Source organism: Streptomyces sp. NPDC001781 (assembly GCF_053596035.1).
On sequence record NZ_JBSFFI010000040.1, the window covers coordinates 26,144 to 48,566 of the forward strand.

At 71.4% G+C, this 22,423-nt stretch carries 23 protein-coding genes; 13 read left to right on the forward strand and 10 right to left on the reverse strand.

Going from position 1 to position 22,423, the window contains the following annotated elements; genetic code table 11:
• The first annotated feature begins 63 nt into the window (after positions 1-63).
• From ACWCV3_RS26635 to recX, 4 genes are all read left to right on the forward strand, one after another.
• Positions 64-258: a DUF3046 domain-containing protein gene (locus tag ACWCV3_RS26635; RefSeq protein ID WP_355194580.1), complete on the forward strand. Its 195-nt coding sequence runs from the start codon at positions 64-66 to the stop codon at positions 256-258.
• A 178-nt stretch (positions 259-436) separates the two neighbouring features.
• Positions 437-1,696, forward strand: coding sequence for an AI-2E family transporter (locus ACWCV3_RS26640; protein WP_451229122.1), 1,260 nt, complete (start codon positions 437-439; stop codon positions 1,694-1,696).
• Positions 1,697-2,521: 825 nt separating this feature from the next.
• Positions 2,522-3,658, forward strand: a complete 1,137-nt coding sequence (gene recA, locus ACWCV3_RS26645; protein ID WP_086693892.1) for a recombinase RecA — start codon at positions 2,522-2,524, stop codon at positions 3,656-3,658.
• Positions 3,659-3,661: 3 nt separating this feature from the next.
• Positions 3,662-4,456, forward strand: coding sequence for a recombination regulator RecX (recX, locus tag ACWCV3_RS26650; RefSeq protein ID WP_451229125.1), 795 nt, complete (start codon positions 3,662-3,664; stop codon positions 4,454-4,456).
• Positions 4,457-4,508: 52 nt separating this feature from the next.
• On the opposite strand, the gene ACWCV3_RS26655 is transcribed toward recX, so the two are convergent.
• The 8 genes from ACWCV3_RS26655 to ACWCV3_RS26690 all read right to left on the reverse strand — a co-directional run bounded on the left by ACWCV3_RS26655 (position 4,509) and on the right by ACWCV3_RS26690 (position 10,962).
• On the reverse strand, positions 4,509-4,919 hold the full coding sequence (locus ACWCV3_RS26655; protein WP_451229127.1) for a rhodanese-like domain-containing protein: 411 nt from the start codon (positions 4,917-4,919) through the stop codon (positions 4,509-4,511).
• Positions 4,916-5,446 carry a cysteine dioxygenase gene (locus ACWCV3_RS26660; RefSeq protein WP_451229129.1) on the reverse strand — a complete coding sequence of 177 codons (531 nt, stop codon included), beginning with the start codon at positions 5,444-5,446 and terminating at the stop codon, positions 4,916-4,918. Before ACWCV3_RS26660 ends, ACWCV3_RS26655 begins: the two co-directional genes overlap by 4 nt.
• 67 nt (positions 5,447-5,513) lie before the next feature.
• Complete coding sequence (locus ACWCV3_RS26665) at positions 5,514-5,561, reverse strand: hypothetical protein (protein WP_311314449.1); 48 nt, start codon at positions 5,559-5,561, stop codon at positions 5,514-5,516.
• 115 nt (positions 5,562-5,676) lie between these two features.
• Positions 5,677-7,296, reverse strand: a complete 1,620-nt coding sequence (locus ACWCV3_RS26670; protein WP_451229171.1) for an FAD-dependent monooxygenase — start codon at positions 7,294-7,296, stop codon at positions 5,677-5,679.
• A 232-nt stretch (positions 7,297-7,528) separates the two neighbouring features.
• On the reverse strand, positions 7,529-8,419 hold the full coding sequence (locus tag ACWCV3_RS26675; protein ID WP_451229131.1) for an amino acid ABC transporter permease: 891 nt from the start codon (positions 8,417-8,419) through the stop codon (positions 7,529-7,531).
• Positions 8,416-9,081, reverse strand: coding sequence for an amino acid ABC transporter permease (locus tag ACWCV3_RS26680; protein ID WP_451229133.1), 666 nt, complete (start codon positions 9,079-9,081; stop codon positions 8,416-8,418). Before ACWCV3_RS26680 ends, ACWCV3_RS26675 begins: the two co-directional genes overlap by 4 nt.
• Before the next feature lie 130 nt (positions 9,082-9,211).
• Positions 9,212-10,042, reverse strand: a complete 831-nt coding sequence (locus ACWCV3_RS26685; RefSeq protein WP_451229135.1) for a glutamate ABC transporter substrate-binding protein — start codon at positions 10,040-10,042, stop codon at positions 9,212-9,214.
• A gap of 143 nt (positions 10,043-10,185) precedes the next feature.
• A complete protein-coding gene (locus tag ACWCV3_RS26690; protein ID WP_086693898.1) occupies positions 10,186-10,962 on the reverse strand; it encodes an amino acid ABC transporter ATP-binding protein in 777 nt (258 codons plus the stop codon).
• 294 nt (positions 10,963-11,256) lie between these two features.
• Here ACWCV3_RS26690 and ACWCV3_RS26695 point away from each other — a divergent pair, with 294 nt between their 5' ends.
• Positions 11,257-11,943, forward strand: coding sequence for a response regulator transcription factor (locus tag ACWCV3_RS26695; protein WP_451229138.1), 687 nt, complete (start codon positions 11,257-11,259; stop codon positions 11,941-11,943).
• 9 nt (positions 11,944-11,952) lie between these two features.
• Positions 11,953-13,386 (forward strand): sensor histidine kinase, encoded by a 1,434-nt coding sequence (locus tag ACWCV3_RS26700; RefSeq protein ID WP_451229140.1) that lies wholly within the window; start codon positions 11,953-11,955, stop codon positions 13,384-13,386.
• Here ACWCV3_RS26700 and ACWCV3_RS26705 read toward each other — a convergent pair.
• Complete coding sequence (locus ACWCV3_RS26705) at positions 13,365-14,381, reverse strand: TAXI family TRAP transporter solute-binding subunit (protein ID WP_451229143.1); 1,017 nt, start codon at positions 14,379-14,381, stop codon at positions 13,365-13,367. The two genes, ACWCV3_RS26700 and ACWCV3_RS26705, sit on opposite strands and share 22 nt — an antisense overlap.
• A 121-nt stretch (positions 14,382-14,502) precedes the next feature.
• Here ACWCV3_RS26705 and ACWCV3_RS26710 point away from each other — a divergent pair, with 121 nt between their 5' ends.
• The 3 genes from ACWCV3_RS26710 to ACWCV3_RS26720 all read left to right on the forward strand — a co-directional run bounded on the left by ACWCV3_RS26710 (position 14,503) and on the right by ACWCV3_RS26720 (position 17,283).
• Entirely contained in the window at positions 14,503-14,907 is a 405-nt protein-coding gene (locus ACWCV3_RS26710; protein ID WP_451229146.1) for a pyrophosphohydrolase domain-containing protein, read from the forward strand.
• A 77-nt stretch (positions 14,908-14,984) separates the two neighbouring features.
• Positions 14,985-16,511, forward strand: coding sequence for a tRNA (N6-isopentenyl adenosine(37)-C2)-methylthiotransferase MiaB (gene miaB, locus ACWCV3_RS26715; RefSeq protein ID WP_451229149.1), 1,527 nt, complete (start codon positions 14,985-14,987; stop codon positions 16,509-16,511).
• 70 nt (positions 16,512-16,581) lie between these two features.
• On the forward strand, positions 16,582-17,283 hold the full coding sequence (locus ACWCV3_RS26720; protein ID WP_451229152.1) for a class III extradiol dioxygenase subunit B-like domain-containing protein: 702 nt from the start codon (positions 16,582-16,584) through the stop codon (positions 17,281-17,283).
• Between the two features lie 214 nt (positions 17,284-17,497).
• On the opposite strand, the gene ACWCV3_RS26725 is transcribed toward ACWCV3_RS26720, so the two are convergent.
• Positions 17,498-17,746, reverse strand: coding sequence for an antitoxin (locus ACWCV3_RS26725; RefSeq protein WP_451229155.1), 249 nt, complete (start codon positions 17,744-17,746; stop codon positions 17,498-17,500).
• A gap of 178 nt (positions 17,747-17,924) precedes the next feature.
• Here ACWCV3_RS26725 and miaA point away from each other — a divergent pair, with 178 nt between their 5' ends.
• The 4 genes from miaA to ACWCV3_RS26745 all read left to right on the forward strand — a co-directional run.
• On the forward strand, positions 17,925-18,863 hold the full coding sequence (gene miaA, locus ACWCV3_RS26730; protein WP_451229158.1) for a tRNA (adenosine(37)-N6)-dimethylallyltransferase MiaA: 939 nt from the start codon (positions 17,925-17,927) through the stop codon (positions 18,861-18,863).
• A gap of 107 nt (positions 18,864-18,970) precedes the next feature.
• Entirely contained in the window at positions 18,971-19,471 is a 501-nt protein-coding gene (locus ACWCV3_RS26735; RefSeq protein ID WP_451229174.1) for a hypothetical protein, read from the forward strand.
• 63 nt (positions 19,472-19,534) lie between these two features.
• The gene (dapF, locus tag ACWCV3_RS26740) at positions 19,535-20,416 is read left to right on the forward strand and encodes a diaminopimelate epimerase (RefSeq protein WP_451229161.1); all 882 of its coding nucleotides are present in this window, start codon (positions 19,535-19,537) and stop codon (positions 20,414-20,416) included.
• A 284-nt stretch (positions 20,417-20,700) separates the two neighbouring features.
• On the forward strand, positions 20,701-22,423 hold a 1,723-nt coding region (locus tag ACWCV3_RS26745; RefSeq protein ID WP_451229164.1), incomplete at its 3' end, for a RelA/SpoT family protein.

A 22,423-nucleotide genomic window follows, 5' to 3' on the forward strand; every position in this document is an offset into this window, starting at 1 on the left:
GCCCCGCAGCCCGCCGAGAACGGTCCCGGACACCGCCGCCCCCCGAGGCGGGATACTTGACGCATGCGGTTGACGGTCTTCTGGCAGCGGATGGCGGAGCACTTCGGTGCGGGGTACGCCGACTCCTTCGCGCGCGATCACATCATGTCCGAGCTGGGCGGACGGACGGTGCACCAGGCACTGGACGCCGGCTGGGACGCCAAGGACGTGTGGCGCGTGGTGTGCACGGTGATGGACGTGCCGGGGGACAGGCGCTGAACCGCGGTCGTCGCCCGGCACCGGGCGACATCGGCCGAAAGGCGGGGAGGAAATACGCGGATCGCCGGTGCCCCGGTCGGCGGACGGTACGACGGGTGTGTTGACGGCCACATGGCGAGTAGGTCACCTGGGCCCTCATACGGCCCGCGCTGTCGGTGGCGTGGGCGAGACTTGGCCCGTGGCACGCATCGACGACATCGAGCCGACCGACCCGCAGACGGCGCCCCCGGCCGGGGCGGAGGTCTCCGCCGCCGGCACGCCGCCGCGCGAGCCCGCGGCCGGTGCGCTCGCCGGTGCCCGGATGCCGCGCTGGCTGCCGCGCGCCATGGTGCTGGCGCTCACGCTGGTCGCCCTCTTCCAGCTGGGGAGCTGGGCCTTCCACGAGCTGACCGGACTTCTCCTCGACATCCTGATCGCGTTCTTCCTGGCGCTCGCCATCGAGCCCGCCGTCAGCCGCATGTCCGCGCGCGGAATGCGCCGGGGGCTCGCCACCTTCCTGGTGTTCCTCGCCCTGGCCGTCGTCACCGCGGGTTTCTTCACCCTGCTCGGCTCGATGCTCGCCGGCCAGATCATCAAGATGATCGAGGGGTTCCCCGAGTACCTGGACTCGGTCATCAACTGGGTCAACCAGACCTTCCACCTGGAGCTCCGCCGGGTCGACGTCCAGGAGGGCCTGCTCCACTCCGACTGGCTGCGCAAGTACGCGCAGAACAGCGCGGCCGGCGTCCTCGACGTGTCCGCGCAGGTGCTCGGCGGTCTCTTCCAGATCCTCACCGTCGGCCTTTTCTCGTTCTACTTCGCCGCCGACGGACCCCGGCTGCGCCGCGCCCTGTGCTCGGTGCTGCCGCCCGCGCGGCAGGCCGAGGTGCTGCGCGCCTGGGAGATCGCCGTCGACAAGACCGGCGGGTACATCTACTCGCGCGGCCTGATGGCGCTCATCTCCGGCGTCGCGCACTACATCCTGTTCCAGGCCCTCGGCGTGCCGTACGCGCCCGTGCTCGGCGTATGGGTCGGCCTGGTCTCGCAGTTCATACCGACCATCGGCACCTACCTCGCGGGCGCGCTGCCGATGCTGATCGCGTTCACCGTGGCGCCCTGGTACGCGGTCTGGGTGCTGGTCTTCGTCGTGGTCTACCAGCAGTTCGAGAACTACATGCTGCAGCCCAAGCTGACGTCCAAGACCGTCGACATCCACCCGGCCGTCGCCTTCGGCTCCGTCATCGTGGGCACCGCCCTGCTCGGCGCGGTGGGCGCCCTGATCGCCATTCCGGCGGTGGCCACGCTGCAGGCGTTCCTCGGGGCGTACGTGAAGCGGTACACGGTCACGGACGACCCGCGCGTGCACGGCCACCGAGTGCGCCGACAGGGCCGCCCGGACACCTTCCTCCGCCTCCGCCTGGGACGCCCGCGGGCCCCGGAGCCGGACTCGGAGGGCTAAGGGCTGTCCCGTGACCCCCGGGGGGCGCGCGACGACGGCCACGGCGCCTCGCCGCGTTGCCGGATCGCCCGCCTACGCCCGGTGCGAGGACGACGCTCCGCCTTGCGACGCACCGCATCCGCCGCCGCGCGCTGATCCACCGGGGATCACGGGACAGCCCTCGGGGCCAAAGGTGGCAGCCGTTCTCCGCGCGTACGGCGACGCGGGAGAAGGGCCGTCTTCTTCGAGAGCGCTGATCAGGGGGGGTGCCGCCGGACTGGCGTGGGCGGCGACAGCGCGACCGGTCGCGCTGATCGGGTCCTCGATGTTGATCGGCGCGGGTGAGGGCCTGGACGTGGCTGCCCTGTCCGCCGTCCGTCAAGCGAGTTCACGGACCACCTGCAGGCAGGGAACTCGCGGCCGGTGAGCCCCGCAGCGGCCACGCCCGTAGCGAAGCCCGCGAATCCTCATGTCGGCACCCGCCGCGAAGCCCTGACTGCCGGACGCCCTGCCTCTGGCGGCGGGATTGCCGCCGTGGCCTGTGTCCGGGGGCATGAGTCCGCCCGGTGCAGTCGGCTGACGTGCGGCTCCGGCGGGGTCGCGTACGGCCGGGCCGAGTACTCGATCGCGTCTGACCCGCCGGGAACCCGACGTGCTTGACACGAAAATCGAACATCCATTCTCATGAAGGTTCAGGCGAGGCTGACGGCAGGGATTTACGTACGGTTCGGGTAGGGATGTACCCCACTTGTCCACAGGCCGGACCGGCGTCGGGGCGCGTTGTCAGTGGCAGGCGTTAGCGTCTTTGACGTGAAGCGATCGACTCAAGCAAACCGGGTGGAACCCATGGCAGGAACCGACCGCGAGAAGGCGCTCGACGCCGCGCTCGCACAGATTGAACGACAATTCGGCAAGGGCGCAGTGATGCGCATGGGCGAGCGGTCGATGGAGCCCATCGAGGTCATCCCCACCGGCTCGACCGCCCTCGACGTGGCTCTCGGCGTCGGTGGTCTGCCGCGCGGCCGAGTCGTGGAGATCTACGGCCCGGAGTCCTCCGGTAAGACGACCCTCACCCTGCACGCCGTGGCCAACGCGCAGAAGGCCGGCGGCCAGGTCGCCTTCGTCGACGCGGAGCACGCCCTCGACCCCGAGTACGCGAAGAAGCTCGGCGTCGACATCGACAACCTGATCCTCTCCCAGCCGGACAACGGCGAGCAGGCCCTGGAGATCGTGGACATGCTGGTCCGCTCCGGCGCGCTCGACCTCATCGTCATCGACTCCGTCGCCGCGCTCGTCCCGCGCGCGGAGATCGAGGGCGAGATGGGCGACAGCCACGTGGGTCTGCAGGCCCGCCTGATGAGCCAGGCCCTGCGGAAGATCACCAGCGCGCTCAACCAGTCCAAGACGACCGCGATCTTCATCAACCAGCTCCGCGAGAAGATCGGCGTCATGTTCGGCTCGCCGGAGACCACGACCGGTGGCCGCGCGCTGAAGTTCTACGCCTCGGTGCGTATCGACATCCGCCGCATCGAGACCCTCAAGGACGGCACGGACGCGGTCGGCAACCGCACCCGCTGCAAGGTCGTCAAGAACAAGGTCGCCCCCCCGTTCAAGCAGGCCGAGTTCGACATCCTCTACGGCCAGGGCATCAGCCGCGAGGGCGGTCTGATCGACATGGGCGTGGAGCACGGCTTCGTCCGCAAGGCCGGTGCCTGGTACACGTACGAGGGCGACCAGCTCGGCCAGGGCAAGGAGAACGCCCGGAACTTCCTCAAGGACAACCCCGACCTCGCCAACGAGATCGAGAAGAAGATCAAGGAGAAGCTGGGAGTCGGAGTGCGTCCCGAGAAGCCCGCCGCCGAGCCGGGCACGGACGCCGCCGCGGTCACCGCCCCGGGCGCCGACGCCAAGGCCACGGACGCCAAGGCGGCCCCCGCCCCGGCCAAGGCCACCAAGCCCAAGGCCGCCGCAGCCAAGAGCTGACCCGTGACGCGACGAACCGACTGGGCCGAGTACGACCACTCCGCGTCCGGTGCTCCACGGGGGAGGGGCATCGGACGTGACCCGGCCACGGCCGCGCCCGGTGAGGACGCGGACGGACTCGAGGAAAGCCACCCGGCGTCACGCCGGTCCGGCTGGGACGGCACGCGCTCGGAGGAGTCCCACGGGGGCGGCTCCTCGCGGCGTGGCCGTCGACGGCGCGGCTTCGGGGAGCCGGCCGGCACGGACGAGGACACCCCGCGCTCGTCGAGGGCCGGGCAAGGGGTGTCCTCCACGGAAGCGGACCCCGTCGAGAAGGCACGGAACATCTGCCTGCGCCTGCTCACCGGAACCCCGCGCACCCGGAAGCAGCTCGCGGACGCCTTGCGTAAACGTGAGATCCCGGACGAGGCGGCGGAGGAAGTGCTGTCGCGGTTCGAGGAGGTCGGACTCATCGACGACAGTGCCTTCGCTGACGCCTGGGTGGAGTCACGGCACCACGGCCGGGGGCTGGCCCGTCGCGCTCTCGCCCGGGAACTGCGCACCAAGGGCGTCGACCCGGCACTGATCGACGAGGCCGTGGGCCGGCTCGACTCCGAGCAGGAGGAGGAGACCGCCCGCGAGCTGGTCGAGCGCAAGCTCCGTGCCACCCGGGGGCTCGACCGGGACAAACGGCTCCGTCGCCTCGCCGGGATGCTCGCCCGCAAGGGGTACCCCGAGGGCGTGGCCCTCCGCGTCGTCCGCCAAGCGCTCGAGGAAGAGGGCGAGGACACCGGGTTCCTGGCGGAGGACGGTTTCTGAGAAGCGCCGAGAAGGTACGCTCCGAGCGCCGAACCCCGAGCGGAAGCGGTCCTCAGGCCGCGGGCTTCACCGGCAGCCCGGCCGCGCGCCACGCCTGGAAACCGCCCACGAGGTCGGTCGCGCGACGGAGCCCGAGCTGGTGCAGGGAAGCGGCCGCCAGGCTGGACGCGTAGCCCTCGTTGCAGATGACCACGACTCGCAGATCGTGCCCGGTGGCCTCCGGCACCCGGTGGCTGCCCTGCGGATCGAGCCGCCACTCCAGCTCGTTGCGCTCGATCACCAGGGCGCCGGGGATCAGCCCGTCCCGGTCGCGCAGCGCCGCGTACCGGATGTCGACCAGCAGGGCCTCGCCGTCGCGGGCTTCCTCGTGGGCCGCTCGCGGCTCGATGCGCCGGTAACCGGAACGGACCCGCTCCAGCAGCTCGTCGATCCCCACCGGGCGCAGCTCCTCGCCGCCGCTCACTGCCAGTCCTCCGGCCGCTCGACCTGCTCCAGCCGGAGCACCTGGCCGGTTCGACTGTAGCGGCGGATGCGTGGCAGAGGCGGGTAGTAGGCGTGCACCGAGACGGCGTGCCGGTCGGAGGAGCTGTTGAACACCTCGTGCACATGGTGCCGGCCGAACGCGCGTCCCTGACCGGCGCCGAGACGGCGTCCGCGGTCGACGTCCTCGGTGAGTTCGAGGGTCCGCCAGCCATCCGTGGGCAACCGGGCGGCGAGCGAGTTCTCGTACAGCTCCCCTGAGGCGGTGTGGAAGGCGCCGACCGAGTCGGCGTGGTCGTGCCAGCCGGTGCCGGTGCCGGGCGGCCAGCCGATCAGCCATGCCTCGCTGCCGCCCGGCCCCTCCAGCCTGAGCCAGGTGCGGCCCTCGGGGTCGAGTGGGAGGGAGGCGATCAGTTCCGTGTCGGCGGCCGTGCGCCGGACGAAGTCGAGCAGCGCGGCCTGGCTGGGAGCCGAGGCGGGGGCGGGGGAGGTGAGAGGGGAGACAGACACGTGCACCGTCCTGAAGAGGGTTCGCCGAACGGACGCGCGAGGGCGCCCGGACAAGGGGGATGCGAATTCAGCAGGACGGGCGACACACGCAGCCCGCGTAGCGGAGCAGGTCCATATGGACTCTCCGCCACAGGCATACACGGGTGTCGGTCACGATCCGGAGTACAGCATGCCGCCGCACTGCGGTCAATCGGTCGTCATCATGTGGACAGCTCGGGCCGCGCCCGAGGTCAGCGCGCCCCCGAGCCGGCCTCCGCCTCTTCCTTCAGCGCGTCCTCCAGCGGCGCCGCGCCACCGAGCGCGGCCTCCGCCGCCGCGTACAGATCGGCGGGCCGTACTCCGCTGAGCGCGGTGACCAGATGGCCGTCCGGGCGGATCAGGAGCACGCTGTGCGCCGGGGCTCCCGGATAGCTCTCCGCGACCAGCAGCTCAGCCCGGTGCGGCAGCGCGGTCACCGCGGCCGCCAGCCGGGGCATGACCCCGGCGGACATCCAGTGCTTGCGCTCCCACACCCCCGTACCCGGCGCGATCAGCACGACGAGCAGCGCTCCCCGGCCCAGCCGGTCGCGCAGCCGCACGAAGGAACCGTCCTCCGCGGTGACCCGTACATCGGCGACGGGCGCGCCCGGCCCGGTGTCCACCGGGATCTCGCCCTCCAGGTAGCGGGGCGCGAGCGGCGAGCCGGCGTACGCCCCCGGTTCGCCGAGCGCCCCGCGCCCCAGGTGACCATCCGTCATCAGCGTGTCCTGGTTGCGGGCCGCGCCGGGCACGTAGCCGCGCAGTCCGCCGGTGCCGCGCAGCACCGGGAGCAGTTGGTCGGCGGCCCGCAGCCGGGCGGCGACCACCGCGCGCCGCTCTGCCTGATAGCTGTCCAGCAGCGGCTCGTGCCCGCCGTGATGCCAGGCGACGGCCAGCTTCCAGGCGAGGTTGTCCGCGTCCCGCAGCCCCTCGTCGAGGCCCTGCGTGCCGAGCGCGCCCAGCAGATGGGCGGCGTCCCCGGCGAGGAACACCCGCCCCGAGCGCCAGCGGCGGGCCAGTCGGTGGTGGACCGCGTACACACCGGTGTCCAGGAGGTCGTAGGCCGGGACCGTGCCGCCGGTCCAGCCGGCGAGTGTCTTGCGGACGTTGCTCACCAGGAATTCGGGCGTGATCAGGTCCCGGCCGGCCGGCAGCAGCCAGTCCAGGCGCCAGGTGCTGTCCGGCAGCGGCCGGGCGCCGACCTCCGTGGAGGGATGGCCGGACGACCGCCACGGCGGCATCCGGTGCAGCAACGCGGCTCCCTCCCAGGGGAGTTCGACGCGCAGCGTGGCGACCGCGTGCCGCTCCACCGCCGTCCGGCCGGGGAAGCGGATGTCCAGCAGCTTGCGGACCGTGGAGCGGGGGCCGTCGCAGCCGATGAGGAAACCGCCCCGCCACCAGGTGCCCCGCGGGCCGCGGGTGTGCGCGGTGACGCCGGAGCGCTCCTGTTCGAGGGAGTCGAGACGGCTGTCCGAGGCGACCTCCACCAGCGGTTCCGCGTCGGCGGCCGCGCGCAGGGCGGTGGTGAGGACATGCTGCTCGACGTGGAACGGCGCGGGGTCGCCGACCGCGAAAGAGGTCTCGCCCACCACCTGCCTGCGTCGCTGCGACCGCCAGCCGGTCCAGCGCAGCCCCAGTTCACCGGCCCGGACCGCGGTCAGCCGTTCCAGCAGGGCCGTGGTGTCCTCGCGCAGCACGACGGTGCGGGCGGGCCGGGGCTCGTCCTTGCCGCCGGTCTCGTCGAGCACGACGGACGGCACCTCCTGACGGGCCAGCGCCAAGGCGAGCGTGAGCCCGACGGGCCCCGCTCCGACGATGATCACCGGGTCCACGGTGTGGCGCCCCCTGCCCATGACGATGCCTCGACGAACACGCGTGAACAGGAAGGTGAAGCGGGGTGCACGATCACAGAATGTATGCAACCCATTGGCAGAGTATGCGTCAAGTGACCAGGGCCCGTGGCGATCACCTCATCAGGATCGGGCACGGAGCCCGGGACCGCAATGGGGGCCGGGACGGCGCTCGCACGCCACCCCGGCCCCCAGGGGCTCACCTGAGCAGGTGTCAGACGGACACCGCACCGCTGGCGTCACCCGCGTTGAGGTCCTCGACCGTGCCGGCCCCGAGCACCGCGCCCGTGCCGCGGGTGCTGCGGCGCAGCCGGCCCTCCAGCCAGGAGGCGAAGGAGGTGAGCAGGAAGTTCAGCACGATGTAGATGACCGCCACGACGGCGAAGCTCTGGATGACGTTGGCGTAGTTGGCCGCCAGGGTGCTGCGGGCGTTGAGCAGGTCGGTGAACTGGAGCATCACACCGCCGAGCGCCGTGTCCTTCACGATCACCACGAGCTGGCTGACGATGGCCGGGAGCATCGCGGTGACGGCCTGCGGCAGCAGGATGCCCGCCATCGTCTGGCCCTTGCGCAGACCGATGGCGTACGCCGCCTCCGTCTGTCCCTTCGGCAGCGACAGGATGCCCGCCCGGACGACCTCGGCGAGCACCGAGGCGTTGTAGAGCACCAGACCGGTGACGACGGCGTACAGCGGCCGGGAGTCACTGGGGATGTCGGTGGAAAGGACGTAGAACTCGCCGGCGAACAGCATCAGCAGCAGTACAGGGATGGCGCGGAAGAACTCCACGACCACGCCCGCCGGTACGCGCACCCAGCGGTGGTCGGACATCCGGGCTATGCCGAACACAGCGCCCAGAGGCAGGGCGATGACCATGGACAGCGCGGCAGCCTTCAGGGTGTTGCCGAGGCCGGGCAGCAGATAGGTGGTCCACGCCTCACCGGTGGTGAAGGGCTTCCACAGTGCCCACGCCAGCTGGCCCTTGTCGTCCAGCTTCATCACGGCCCACCACAGCACCAGCGCGAGCAGGACGAAGAAGACGACCGAGAGGACGACGTTGCGCGCCCGCGCGCGGGGGCCGGGTGTGTCATAGAGGACGGAACTCATCGCTTCACCGCCAGTCGCTTGCCGAGCCAGCCCAGGAGGAGGCCGGTCGGCAGGGTCAGTACCACGAAGCCGAGGGCGAAGACCGTGCCGATGGCCACGGTCTGGGCCTCGTTCTCGATCATCTCCTTCATCAGGGTGGCGGCTTCGGCCACGCCGATGGCGGCCGCCACCGTGGTGTTCTTGGTCAGGGCGATCAGGACGTTGGCCAGGGGGCCGATGACCGCGCGGAACGCCTGCGGCAGCACGATCAGCCGCAGCGTCTGGGAGAAGCTCAGCCCGATGGCACGGGCCGCCTCGGCCTGCCCCAGCGGCACCGTGTTGATGCCGGAGCGGATCGCCTCGCACACGAACGCCGCCGTGTAGGCGATCAGTCCGAGGACCGCGAGCCGGAAGCCCTGGATCTTGAAGTCCTCGGCGCCCATGGTGACGCCGAAGATGTCGGCGAGGCCGAGCGAGGTGAACAGGATGATGATCGTCAGCGGGATGTTCCGCACGATGTTGACGTAGGCGGTGCCGAACCCGCGCATCAGCGGGACAGGGCTGACCCGCATGCCGGCCAGCAGGATGGCCCAGACGAGGGAGCCGACGCCGGAGAAGACGGTGAGCTGCACCGTCGTCCAGAACGCTCCCAGGACGTCGTAGCCTTCAAGAAAGTCGAACACGTTCTCCCGCGCTTCCGGGTGTGTGGCCTACGGGGTGGTCGGGGCGCGCCGCCGTCCGGGAAGCGGTGGACGGCGGCGCGGGCCGTGGACCGTGCGGTGCCCGCCAGGTCCTCGCGTCGTGGTGCCGGGGCTACTTGACGATGTCGCCGATCTTCGGGGCGGCCTCGTTCTTGTAGCCGGCCGGGCCGAAGTTCTTCTCGACGGCCTTGTCCCACGACTTGTCGGAGACCATCTTCTCCAGCGCCTTGTTGATCTTGTCTACGGTCGCGGTGTCACCCTTCTTGACACCGATGCCGTAGTTCTCGTTGCTCAGCTTCAGACCCGCGAGCTGGAACTGGCCCTTGTACTTGTCCTGCGAGGCGAGGCCCGCGAGGATCGAGTCGTCCGTGGTCAGTGCGTCCACGGCGCCGCTCTGCAGGCCGGCGACGCACTCCGAGTAGCCGGAGAGTTCACGCAGGTTGGCCTTGGGGGCGATCGTCTTCTGGACGTTCTGCGCCGAGGTCGAACCGGTCACGGAACACAGCTTCTTGCCGTTGAGGTCCGTGCCCTTGGTGATGTTGGAGCCCTTCTTCACCAGCAGGTCCTGGTGCGCCAGCAGGTACGGGCCGGCGAAGTCCACCTTCTGCTTGCGCTCGTCCGTGATGGAGTAGGTGGCCGCGATGAACTTGACGTCGCCGCGCTGGAGGGCGTTCTCGCGGTCGGCGCTCTTGGTCTCGACCCACTCGATCTGGTTCGGCTGGTAGCCGAGCTGCTTGGCGACGTAGGTGGCGACGTCCACGTCGAAGCCGGAGAACGAGCCGTCCGGCTCCTTCAGACCGAGACCCGGCTGGTCGAACTTGATGCCGACCTTGATCTTCTTGCCGCCCGAGGCGTCGTCGTTCTTGTCGCCGCCGCACGCGGTGACGGACACAGCGAGGGCGAGCACGACGGCGGAAGCGGCGGTGACCTTGCGGAGCTTCATGGTGGACATCCTTTGCGTGATGCGTGACGGAGCGGACGTGAGAGGGAGCGCGGGCACACGGGCCGCCGAGCGGCCGGCCCCGGGCCGCCCGGAGTTCCGGACGGCCGGGACGGCACGGTCGGCGCGCGGACCCGGTCCGCGGCTCAGTGGTGCAGGATCTTGGACAGGAAGTCCTTGGCCCGGTCGCTGCGCGGATTGCTGAAGAACTGCTCGGGGGCGGCCTGCTCGATGATGCGGCCGTCCGCCATGAAGACCACGCGGTTGGCGGCCGAGCGGGCGAAGCCCATCTCGTGGGTGACGACGACCATCGTCATGCCCTCGCGGGCCAACTGCTGCATGACCTCGAGGACTTCATTGATCATCTCGGGGTCCAGGGCCGACGTGGGCTCGTCGAAGAGCATCACCTTCGGGCCCATCGCCAGCGCCCGCGCGATGGCCACGCGCTGCTGCTGGCCGCCGGACAACTGCGCCGGGTACTTGTCGGCCTGGCTGCCGACGCCGACCCGGTCGAGCAGGGCGCGTGCCTGCTCCTCCGCCTTCTTCTTGTCCGTCTTGCGGACCTTGAGCTGGCCCAGCATCACGTTCTCGAGCACGGTCTTGTGCGCGAAGAGGTTGAAGGACTGGAACACCATCCCGACGTCCGCCCGCAGCCGGGCCAGCGCCTTGCCCTCCTGGGGCAGCGGCTTGCCGTCGATGGTGATGCTGCCGGAGTCGATCGTCTCCAGCCGGTTGATGGTGCGGCACAGGGTCGACTTGCCGGACCCGGACGGTCCGATGACGACGACGACCTCCCCGCGGCCGATCGTCAGGTCGATCTCCTGGAGCACGTGCAACGCGCCGAAGTGCTTGTTGACACTCTTCAGGACGACCAGGTCGTCGGACGCGGCCACGTCTTCCTTGGCCACCGCTACTTCGGTCATCGCTTTCGGGCTCCGTCCTCCTCGGTTTCGGTGGACAGTAGTGACGACCCCGCACCGGCGTCATTACATCTGAGGTGAATCTGAGCATCACGATCCGATAGCAATCGGACACGTGTCGTGGTGCTCGCGTTCTGTGCGCGTATCGGCCGGATAACGGAAGGCCCGGGCAACCGGAACGCTCTTGACGGCGTCATCCTTCATCGGCGTCACTGCATGGTGCACACACGCGCGCACCATCGGTACGCGTCCGAGAAGAACCCGGACCGTACGAGGACCGAACTGAAGGGGGCTGGGATGAGACTGCTGCTCGTCGAGGACGACAACCACGTCGCCGCGGCTCTCTCCGCGGTCCTCGCCCGGCACGGCTTCGACGTCACCCACGCCCGCAGCGGCGAGGAGGCGCTCCAGGCACTCGTCCCCGAGGGCCCCGGCTTCGGCGTGATCCTGCTCGACCTCGGCCTGCCCGACCAGGACGGCTACGAGGTCTGCGGCAAGATCCGCAAGCGCACCGGCACTCCGGTCATCATGGTCACCGCCCGCTCCGACATCCGCTCCCGCATCCACGGGCTCAATCTCGGCGCCGACGACTACGTGGTGAAGCCGTACGACACCGGCGAACTCCTCGCCCGCATCCACGCGGTGAGCCGCCGCACCGTCCCCGAGGACGCCGTGAGCAGCGACGACGGCGCCCTGCTGCTCGGCACGGTGCGCATCGAACTGCCCACCCGGCAGGTCAGCGTCGCCGGGGCCGGCGTGGCGCTGACCCGCAAGGAGTTCGACCTGCTCGCGCTGCTCGCTCAGCGGCCCGGTGTGGTGTTCCGGCGGGAGCAGATCATCAGCGAGGTGTGGCGCACCAGTTGGGAAGGGACCGGGCGCACGCTGGAGGTGCATGTGGCGTCGCTCCGCGCCAAGCTGCGCATGCCCGCGCTGATCGAGACCGTGCGCGGGGTCGGCTACCGGCTCGTCGCCCCGGCCGGATAGCGGGGCCGGGTGCGCACTCGGCTCCTGCCGCTGCTCATCGTGCTGATGGCGGCCGTGCTCCTCGCGCTCGGTGCACCGCTTGCCGCCAGCGTGGCCGCGGCCGAGCAGCAGCGCGTCATCGTCGACCGGATAGACGACACCGCGCGCTTCGCCGCGCTCGCCCAGTTCGTCACCGACACTTCCAGCGGTGGCCGCTCCACCGCCCCCGACGAGCGCCTCCAGACCCTCCATCGCGAGCTGGACAGCTACCACGACGTCTACGGCATACGTGCCGGCGTCTTCTACAGCGACCGCTCCGCCATGGTCAACGCTCCCGGCGACTGGTTCGTACCGCAGGAGGGGGCGGTCCGGGCGGCCTTCGAGGAGGCGCTGCTCAGCCGCCGCAGCCATGACCCCGGCCAGGTGTGGCCCTGGCAGCGGTCCCGGCTCGTCGTCGCCTCGCCGGTCATCCGGGACGGTGACGTGGTCGCGGTCGTCGTCACCGACTCGCCGACCGAGCAGATGCGGTGGCGGGTGCTGCGCGGCTGGGCGCTGATCGCGGCCGGGGAGATCGCGGCGATGCTGCTCGCGGTGGGCGCGGCGCTGCGGCTGACCGGCTGGGTCCTGCGGCCGGTGCGCATCCTGGACGCCACCACCCACGACATCGCCACCGGACGCCTGAAGTCCCGCGTCGCGGTCGGTGGCGGGCCGCCCGAACTGCGGCGGCTGGCACGGTCGTTCAACGAGATGGCGGACAACGTCGAGGACGTGCTGGAGCAGCAGCGCGCCTTCGTCGCGGATGCTTCCCATCAACTGCGCAACCCCCTCTCGGCTCTGTTGCTGAGGATCGAACTGCTGTCCCTCGAACTCCCCGAGGGCAACCAGGAGATCGCCTCGGTGCGCACCGAGGGCAAGCGGCTGGCCCAGGTGCTGGACGACCTGCTCGACCTGGCGCTGGCCGAGCACGCCGAGACCGAGGCCCGGCTGACCGACATCGGCGCACTGGCCGAGGAACGGGTCGCCGCCTGGACACCGACCGCCGAGGCCAAGGGCGTCCGGTTGATGGGCGACTGCCCGCCCACCACCGCCTGGGCCGACGCGATCTCCCTGTCCAGCGCGCTGGACGCGGTGATCGACAACGCCGTCAAGTTCACCCCCGAGCACGGCGCGGTCGAGGTCGCTGTCCAGGCGAGCGGTGACACCGCCACCGTCCAGGTCACCGACACCGGGCCGGGTCTGACCGACGACGAACTCGAGCGCGTGGGCGACCGGTTCTGGCGCAGCGGACGCCATCAGAACATCAAGGGCTCAGGGCTGGGCCTGTCCATCACCCGCGCCCTGCTCGCCGCGGCGGGCTGCTCCCTCTCCTACGGCCACCACGAGCCCGGGGGCCTGCGGGTCACCGTCACTCTGCCCCGGCACGCATCCGTCCCCGGCCCCCGTCAGGGCTTGACGGAGCGGTAGTAGCGCCGGGCGCCGGCGTGCAGGGGGAGCGGGTCGGTGTAGATGGCGGTGCGCAGATCGACGCGCTGTGCGGAGTGCACGTGCTTGCCGATGTCGTCCCGGCTCTTGATCACGACGCGGGTTATCCACTCGGTGAGCCTCGGGTCCAGGTCCGAACGCGTCATCAGCAGGTTGGACACGGCGATGGTGGCCACCGTGGAGCCGCCCTGTACGAGCGGATACGCGGACTCGGGCATGTTGGTGGCGCGGTAGTAGCGCGCCACCTCCCCCTCGGCGTGCAACCGGGAGACGAGCTTCCCGTCCATGGGTATGAACCGGAACCCCGACTTGTCCGCCAGCGCCTCCAGGCCGCCGGTGGGCAGGCCCCCGGACCAGAAGAAGGCGTCGATGTCGTGGTCCGCCAGCATCTCCGGGCCGGTGTCGATGCCGGCCGACACCGGGACGATGTCCTTCTCCGGGTCGATCCCGGCGGCCTTCAGCACACCGTTCGCGATCAGCCGCACACCGGAGTTGGGCAGCCCGGTGGCCACCCGCTTGTCCCGGAGGTCGGCGACGCTGTCGATCTTGGCGCCGGGAGCCACGATGAGCTGCACGTAGTCGTCGTAGAGCCGGGCGACCCCGCGCAGCCGGTGCTCGCCGGGGTGCGCCTGCTCGTACGTCTGTACCGCGTCGGCCGCCGCGATGGTGAAGTCGGCCTCGCCGGACGCCACCCGCTGCACGTTCTGCTGCGAACCGGCGCTGCTGGTGAGCTCCACCGTCAGACCGGGCATGTCCTTCGCCAGCTCGTTGCGCAGGCGGCGGCCGTACTCCTCGTACACCCCGCGGGTGGTGCCGGTGCTGAACACGATCTTCCCGCTCGGTGGCTTCTCACCGAGCGGTGCCTGCCACCACAGCAGCAGTCCGAGCACCACGACTCCCACGCCCGACGCCCACAGCAAGCGGCGCCGGACGGGCAGTCGGGCGGAGATCTCGGCGAACGGGAACACCTTGGGCATGCGGGCGATCCTGCCAGGCCGGGAGCGGACCGACCAGGGCTGTGGACAACCGGACGGCCGCCTCCCCGACCGCCTGTGGACAATCGGCCGGGCTGCCCGGGACGGCGGCTACAGTCGCCGCATGAGCACCTCTCCCGCCCGCCTCGTCAGCGAGTTCCACCACGCTTTCGGTCTCGACGCCCGTGCCGTACCCACCGAGATCGGTCCCGAACTCGCCGCGCACCGAGGGGAACTGCTCGCCGAGGAGGCCGCGGAAGTGGCGGAGGTCTCCGTCACCGGCCCGCTCGACCACCTCGCACAGGAACTGGCGGACGTGGTCTACGTCGCCTACGGCACCGCCCTGGTCCACGGCATCGACCTCGACGAGGTCATCGCCGAGATCCACCGCGCCAACATGAGCAAGGTCGGGCCGTCCGGTGAGATCAGCCGCCGCGAGGACGGCAAGGTCCTGAAGGGCGAGCACTATCGGGCGCCCGACGTGTCGGCGGTCCTGCGCCGCCAGGGATGGACCCCGCCCGAGCGCTGACGACCCCGCTGTGTCCCCGGTCACGGGCCGCGGGGAGCGGGGACGGAGGGCGTCCCGGGACCGCCTACCCTTGACCCATGACCACCAGCAGCGACCGGAGCCCGGCAGTGGACGTTCGAGAAGCCAAGACGTACGAGGTGCGCACCTACGGGTGTCAGATGAACGTCCACGACTCCGAGCGATTGTCCGGGCTGCTCGAGGACGCCGGTTACGTACGGGCGCCCGAGGGTTCCGACGGGGACGCCGACGTGGTCGTGTTCAACACCTGCGCCGTCCGCGAGAACGCGGACAACCGGCTCTACGGCAACCTCGGCCGGCTCGCGCCGCGCAAGGCTTCACGGCCCGGGATGCAGATCGCCGTCGGTGGCTGCCTCGCGCAGAAGGACCGCGACACCATCGTGAAGCGGGCACCCTGGGTCGACGTCGTCTTCGGCACGCACAACATCGGCAAGCTGCCCGTCCTGCTGGAGCGCGCCCGCGTCCAAGAGGAGGCGCAGGTCGAGATCGCCGAGTCGCTGGAGGCGTTCCCCTCCACCCTGCCGACCCGGCGCGAGAGCGCGTACGCGGCATGGGTGTCGATCTCCGTCGGCTGCAACAACACCTGCACCTTCTGCATCGTCCCGGCGCTGCGCGGCAAGGAGAAGGACCGCAGGACCGGCGACATCCTCGCCGAGATCGAGGCGCTGGTCGCCGAGGGCGTCAGCGAGATCACCCTGCTCGGGCAGAACGTCAACGCCTACGGCTCCGACATCGGTGACCGCGAGGCGTTCAGCAAGCTCCTGCGGGCCTGCGGGAACATCGAGGGACTGGAGCGCGTCCGCTTCACCTCCCCGCATCCCCGCGACTTCACCGACGACGTGATCGCCGCCATGGCCGAGACGCCGAACGTGATGCCGCAGCTCCACATGCCACTCCAGTCGGGCTCGGACACCGTCCTGAAGGCGATGCGCCGCTCCTACCGGCAGGAGCGCTACCTCGGCATCATCGAGAAGGTCCGCGCCGCGATCCCGCACGCTGCCATCACCACCGACATCATCGTGGGCTTCCCCGGCGAGACCGAGGAGGACTTCGAGGAGACCATGAAGGTGGTGCGCGAGGCGCGCTTCGCGCAGGCGTTCACCTTCCAGTACTCCAAGCGCCCCGGCACCCCGGCCGCGACCATGGACGGCCAGATCCCCAAGGAGGTCGTGCAGGCACGCTACGAGCGTCTGGTCGCCCTCCAGGAGGAGATCTCCTGGGAGGAGAACAAGAAGCAGGTCGGCCGCACCCTTCAGTTGATGGTCGCCGAGGGCGAGGGCCGCAAGGACGGTGCCACCCACCGCCTCTCCGGCCGCGCCGCCGACAACCGCCTGGTCCACTTCACCAAGCCGGACGAGGAGGTGCGCCCCGGTGACGTCGTCACGGTCGAGGTGACCTACGCCGCCCCGCACCACCTGCTCGCCGAGGGCGCCGTCCTCGCCGTGCGCCGCACGCGCGCGGGCGACGCCTGGGAGAAGCGCAACGCGGCCGAGACCGCCGAGAAGGCCGGCGTCATGCTCGGCCTGCCGAAGGTCGGTGTGCCCGCGCCACTGCCGGCCGCCACGAGCGGCTGCGGCTGCGACTGACCCTTGACCCGCCCCACCCCTGGTCCCCGGCATGCGCGGGCCGGGGGTGAGGCGCGTTACGCTGCCGATCATGCTTGCCGCAGCCGCCGTCTGCCCCTGCCCACCGCTGCTCGTACCCGAAGTGGCCGCGGGCGCCGCCCCCGAACTGGACGCCGCCCGGGCCGCCTGCGCGGACGCGCTCGGCGTGCTCGCCGCCGCCCGCCCCGACCGCCTGGTGGTCGTCGGCCCCGCCGAGCGGGACGGGCACCACCCGCAGGGCACTCGGGGTTCCTTCCGCGGCTTCGGTGTCGATCTGGACGTGCGGCTCGGCACCGGGGACGCCCCGGGGCCGGAGCTGCCCCCTTCACTGGCGGTCGCCGCCTGGCTGCTGGAGCGGAATGGCTGGGTGGACGTGCCGGTCGAGGCGGTGGCCGTGGACGCGGATCTCCCCGCCGACAGGTGCGCCGCGCTCGGCGCGGAGATCGCCGGCGGCAACGACAGGATCGCCCTGCTGGTGATGGGCGACGGCAGCGCCTCGCGCACGCTCAAGGCCCCCGGCTACCTCGACGACCGCGCGGCCCCCTTCGACGCCGAGGCCGCACGCGCGCTGGGCGCCGCCGACCTCGCGGCCCTCGCCGCACTCGACACCGGACTCGCCCGCGAACTCCAGGTGTCCGGCCGCGCACCCTGGCAGGTCCTCGCCTCGGCCGCCGAGGATGCGGGCCTGGCCGGAACCCTGCTGCACGACGAGGCGCCGTACGGCGTCGGCTACCTCGTCGCCGCCTGGAGCTAGAACCACCCGTCCCGGTCGCGCCCGGCTCCGCGGGGCCCGACCGGACGAAAGACCTTAAGGGCTGTCCCGCAATCCCCGGCGGGCGCGCGCCGACGGCTACGGCGCCTCGCCGCGTTGTCGGATCGTCCGCATACGCCATGCGGACGACCCTCCGCCTTGCGATGCACCGCATCCGACGCCGCGCGCTGATCCACCAGGGATTACGGGACAGCCCTTAGCCCTTGGGTGCCTGCGGGCCCTCGCCAGGCTTGTGGCCCTCCTTGCCGAGGCGGTCCACCGCTTCCTTCGCCTTGTCCGTACCGGCGTGGATCTTGTCGGTGTACTTGCCCCGGGTACGCTCGTCGACCACCCGCGCGGCCTTGTCGAGACCGTCCTGCACCTTGTCGCCGTGCTGCCGGGCCAGGTCCGTCACCTTGTCCTTGGCCGGGCCGAGCGCGGCCTTCACATCGTCGAACAGACCCATGATCCACCTTCCGGAACAGCCCACATGCGCGTGATGCGGCGCGTGTGAGGGACGGTACCCCTCCCCACCGGGCGGCACACCGCGCGAACGCCCAGGCCACGCCCGTGATCACGCCCCCAGCCGCACGTCGTTCACCGTCGGCCGCCGACGGACCCGCGGGGTTTGCGAGACTGGTGCGGTGAGCAGTGCATCCCCCGCCCCCCGTGTCATCGCCGTCGTCGGCCCCACCGCGGCCGGAAAGTCCGACCTCGGCGTCTTCCTGGCCCAGCAACTCGGCGGCGAGGTCATCAACGCCGACTCGATGCAGCTCTACCGGGGGATGGACATCGGCACCGCCAAGCTCACCCCGAAGGAGCGCGGCGGAATCCCGCACCACCTGCTCGACATCTGGGACGTCACGGTCGCCGCCTCCGTCGCCGAGTACCAGAAACTGGCCCGCGCGCGCATCGACGCCCTCCTGGCCGAGGGCCGCTGGCCGGTCCTGGTCGGCGGCTCCGGACTGTACGTGCGCGGCGCCGTCGACAACCTGGAGTTCCCCGGTACCGACCCCGAGGTCCGGGCCCGCCTGGAGGACGAGCTGGCCGTGCGCGGCCCCGGCGCCCTGCACGCGCGCCTCGCCGCCGCCGACCCCGAGGCGGCCCGCGCCATCCTGCCCAGCAACGGCCGCCGCATCGTCCGCGCCCTGGAGGTCATCGAGATCACCGGGCGCCCCTTCACCGCCAACCTCCCCGGCCACGACTCGGTCTACGACACCCTCCAGATCGGCGTCGACGTCGCCCGTCCCGAGCTCGACGAACGCATCGCGCGCCGCGTCGACCTCATGTGGGAGGCCGGACTCGTGGACGAGGTGCGCGCGCTGGAGGCCCAGGGGCTCCGTGAGGGCCGTACCGCCTCCCGCGCGCTCGGGTACCAGCAGGTGCTCGACGCGCTCGCGGGACAGTGCACCGAGGAGGAAGCGCGCGCGGAGACCGTGCGGACCACCAAGCGCTTCGCGCGCCGCCAGGACACCTGGTTCCGGCGGGACCCCAGGGTCCACTGGCTCAGCGGCGCCGCGGCGGACCGCGGGGAACTCCAGGGGCGTGCGCTGGCGTTGGTCGAACGACCGGTCACAGCCTGATCACGTCCTGGCATCGGGATGCGCCACCGGTCGGCCCGGCCTGTGGCGCCGTGCCATCATCGTGCTTCGATCGACCGGTGAAGTCCAAGTTGGGAGGGCGCGTGGCGATGGAGGCCGGCCCTCGTGACACCGCAGCAGGAACCGAGCACATCACCACCGACGGTGACGAGCCCGGCGTGGAGGACCGCCTGGCCGACGACGGTCCGGACGACATCCCGATCGTGGTCGTCGCCGACGGACCCGCGCCCGAGGAGATGTTCGCGGGCGGCCCCGAGGTCGAGGTCGAACTCCGCCCCCAGCGCCGGCTGCGCATCTGGCAGCTCGCGCCCATCGTGGGCCTGGCCGCGCTCGGCTCGCTCATGTTCGCCTTCCCGCTCGCCTTCGACTTCGGTGACAGCGGCGCGGTCATCGCCATGCTGGGCCTGCTGATCTGCTCCTGCGCCGCCGGCTGGGGCATGATGGCCGCCCGCCGCGTCGGCTACACCTGGCCGGGTCTGCCCCCGCGCGGCACCGGCCGCCGCGCCGACTGGCGCGTCGCCCTCACCTACGCGCTGCTGGTGGGCGTCGTCGCGGTCCTCGCCGTGTGGCGGGTCGCCCGCCTGCGCTAGCGCCCCCGCCTGCGCACCCGGCCGCTCTCGGGCGGTCTCCGGGACACCCCGTACGATCGAGGCATGAGCAAGCGGATCGCATTCCTCAAGGGTCACGGCACCGAGAACGACTTCGTGATCGTGCCCGACCCCGAGAACGCCCTCGATCTGCCGCCCGCCGCCGTCGCCGCGCTCTGCGACCGCCGGGCCGGCATCGGCGGCGACGGGGTGCTGCACGTGGTTCGCTCCGCCGCGCACCCCGAGGCCCGGGACATGGCCGGCGAGGCCGAGTGGTTCATGGACTACCGCAACGGCGACGGCTCGGTCGCGGAGATGTGCGGCAACGGAGTGCGTGTGTTCGCGCGCTACCTCCAGCACGCCGGACATGTGGGCGAAGGTGACCTCACCATCGCCACGCGCGGAGGAGTGAAGCACGTCCACATCGCCAAGGACGACGCCGGCGGCGGAGACGTCACCGTCGCCATGGGCCGGGCCCACCTGCCCGAGGGCGACGTCACGGTCAGTGTCGGTGCGCGGAGCTGGCCCGCGCGGAACGTGAACATGGGCAACCCGCACGCCGTCGCCTTCGTGGACGACCTCGCTCACGCCGGTGACCTGTACACCGCGCCGCCGGTCGGCCCGGAGGGCGCCTACCCGGACGGCGTCAACGTGGAGTTCGTCGTCGACCGGGCCCCCGGACACGTCGCCATGCGCGTGCACGAGCGCGGCTCCGGCGAGACCCGCTCGTGCGGCACGGGCGCGTGCGCCGTCGCGGTGGCCGCCGCCCGGCGCGACGGCGCCGACCCGGCCGTGACCGGCGTCCCGGCCACGTACGTCGTGGACGTGCCCGGCGGCCGGCTGGTCATCACCGAACGACCGGATGGCGAGATCGAGATGACGGGTCCCGCAGTGATCGTCGCCGAGGGCCGGATCGACGCCGAGTGGCTGGAAAGCGCGACCCGCTGACCTGGACGGACCGCTGCCCGGTGGCGCCGTGAGCCGGGGACCAGCCGTTCTTCGGCAGCGAGGCCGTTCGAAACCGAGGCAGACCGGAGGGCGGGTGGCGAGAAATCTAAACCTCCGTTGCATCGCTCGAATGGGTGATCCGGTTCACGCTGGCCGAGAGGCGGCCAACAGCACGTGATGGGCTCGATAGCATCAAGCACCGGCACGGACGGGGGAACGTCGCCAACCCTGAGCCGCGTATGCCCCTCGGGCCCCGTCCGCCGGTCCACGAGCCGGAGGTGCCCATGAGTGCGGAGGCCACGAACCCCGCGAGCCCAGGCCCGGTAGCGCCCACGGCGCCCACGGCGGCCCGCAGGAAGTCCCGGCCGCGGATCGACCTGCGCAGGCTGGGCCGGGCCGCGCTGCTCGGCCCCGCCCTCCGGAGCAAGCTGCCCGACGCCATCGGACACGTCGCCGAGGCCCACCGCGCCCACCACCCCGACGCCGACCTCGACCCGCTGCGCCGCGCCTACCTCCTGGCGGAGACCTCCCACCGCGGTCAGATGCGCAAGAGCGGTGAGCCGTACATCACGCACCCGCTCGCGGTGACGCTGATCCTCGCCGAACTCGGCGCCGAGACCACCACCCTGACCGCCTCCCTCCTCCACGACACGGTCGAGGACACCGACGTGACGCTCGACCAGGTCGGGGAGGAGTTCGGGGAGGAGGTCCGCTATCTCGTCGACGGCGTCACCAAGCTCGAGAAGGTCGACTACGGCGCCGCCGCCGAGCCGGAGACCTTCCGCAAGATGCTCGTCGCCACCGGCAACGACGTGCGCGTGATGTCGATCAAACTCGCCGACCGGCTGCACAACATGCGCACCCTCGGCGTGATGCGCCCCGAGAAACAGGCGCGGATCGCCAAGGTCACCCGCGACGTCCTCATCCCGCTCGCCGAACGCCTCGGCGTGCAGGCACTCAAGACCGAGCTGGAGGACCTCGTCTTCGCCATCCTCCACCCCGAGGAGTACGCCCGCACCAGCGAACTCGTCGCCCGGAACGCCGCCGGGGGAGACCCCCTCGCCGAGGTCGCCGACGAGGTGCGCGCGGTGCTGCGCGAGGCCGACATCCCGGCCGAAGTCCTCATCCGGCCCCGCCACTTCGTCTCCGTGCACCGCGTCTCCCGCAAGCGCGGCCCGCTGCGCGGCACCGACTTCGGGCGCCTGCTGGTGCTGGTGAACGAGGACGCCGACTGCTACGCCGTCCTCGGTGAACTGCACACCTGTCTCACCCCGGTCGTCTCGGAGTTCAAGGACTTCATCGCCGTACCGAAGTTCAACCTCTACCAGTCGCTGCACACCGCCGTGGCCAGACCGGACGGCCAGGTCGTCGAAGTCCTCGTCCGCACCCACCGCATGCACCAGGCCGCCGAGGCCGGGGTGATCGCACTCGGCAACCCCAACACCCCGCCCGCCGAGGAGCAGACCGCCGGCCCCGACGGCGAGCGGGCCGACCCCACCCGCCCCGGCTGGCTCTCCCGCCTGCTCGACTGGCAGCGCGGCGCCCCCGACCCCGACACCTTCTGGTCCACCCTGCGCGACGACCTCGCCCAGGACCGCGAGATCACCGTGGTCCGGCCCGACGGCGGCACCCTGGGTCTCCCCGAGGGCGCCACCTGCGTCGACGCCGCCTACGCGCAGTACGGCGACGACGCCCACGCCTGCATCGGCGCCCGCGTCAACGGCCGTCTGGCCGCCCTCGCCACCGTGCTGCGCGACGGCGACACCGTGCAACTGCTCATGGGGCAGGACGCGACCTCCGGCCCCTCCCGCGAATGGCTGGAGCACGCCCACACCCCGGCCGCGCGCATCGCCATCCAGCGCTGGCTCGCGGCCCACCCCGGCACCGGGGAGGGCCCGTCGGACACCGGCGAGGACCGCGCCCATGACCGACCACAGCCGTCCCCCGAGGTGGGCGCTGCCCACCCGCCCGCCGGGCCAGGACCCGATCCTGTTCGCCCGGGCGATG

Bases quoted from the DNA above. Each gene is read 5' to 3' on its own strand.
- ACWCV3_RS26695 (WP_451229138.1), top strand. From the start codon at position 11,257: ATGAGACTGCTGCTCGTCGAGGACGACAACCACGTCGCCGCGGCTCTC.
- ACWCV3_RS26720 (WP_451229152.1), top strand. From the start codon at position 16,582: ATGCTTGCCGCAGCCGCCGTCTGCCCCTGCCCACCGCTGCTCGTACCC.
- ACWCV3_RS26685 (WP_451229135.1), bottom strand. From the start codon at position 10,042: ATGAAGCTCCGCAAGGTCACCGCCGCTTCCGCCGTCGTGCTCGCCCTC.
- ACWCV3_RS26635 (WP_355194580.1), top strand. From the start codon at position 64: ATGCGGTTGACGGTCTTCTGGCAGCGGATGGCGGAGCACTTCGGTGCG.
- ACWCV3_RS26675 (WP_451229131.1), bottom strand. From the start codon at position 8,419: ATGAGTTCCGTCCTCTATGACACACCCGGCCCCCGCGCGCGGGCGCGC.
- ACWCV3_RS26705 (WP_451229143.1), bottom strand. From the start codon at position 14,381: ATGCCCAAGGTGTTCCCGTTCGCCGAGATCTCCGCCCGACTGCCCGTC.
- miaB (WP_451229149.1), top strand. From the start codon at position 14,985: ATGACCACCAGCAGCGACCGGAGCCCGGCAGTGGACGTTCGAGAAGCC.
- ACWCV3_RS26725 (WP_451229155.1), bottom strand. From the start codon at position 17,746: ATGGGTCTGTTCGACGATGTGAAGGCCGCGCTCGGCCCGGCCAAGGAC.
- ACWCV3_RS26710 (WP_451229146.1), top strand. From the start codon at position 14,503: ATGAGCACCTCTCCCGCCCGCCTCGTCAGCGAGTTCCACCACGCTTTC.
- ACWCV3_RS26690 (WP_086693898.1), bottom strand. From the start codon at position 10,962: ATGACCGAAGTAGCGGTGGCCAAGGAAGACGTGGCCGCGTCCGACGAC.
- recA (WP_086693892.1), top strand. From the start codon at position 2,522: ATGGCAGGAACCGACCGCGAGAAGGCGCTCGACGCCGCGCTCGCACAG.
- ACWCV3_RS26735 (WP_451229174.1), top strand. From the start codon at position 18,971: ATGGAGGCCGGCCCTCGTGACACCGCAGCAGGAACCGAGCACATCACC.
- dapF (WP_451229161.1), top strand. From the start codon at position 19,535: ATGAGCAAGCGGATCGCATTCCTCAAGGGTCACGGCACCGAGAACGAC.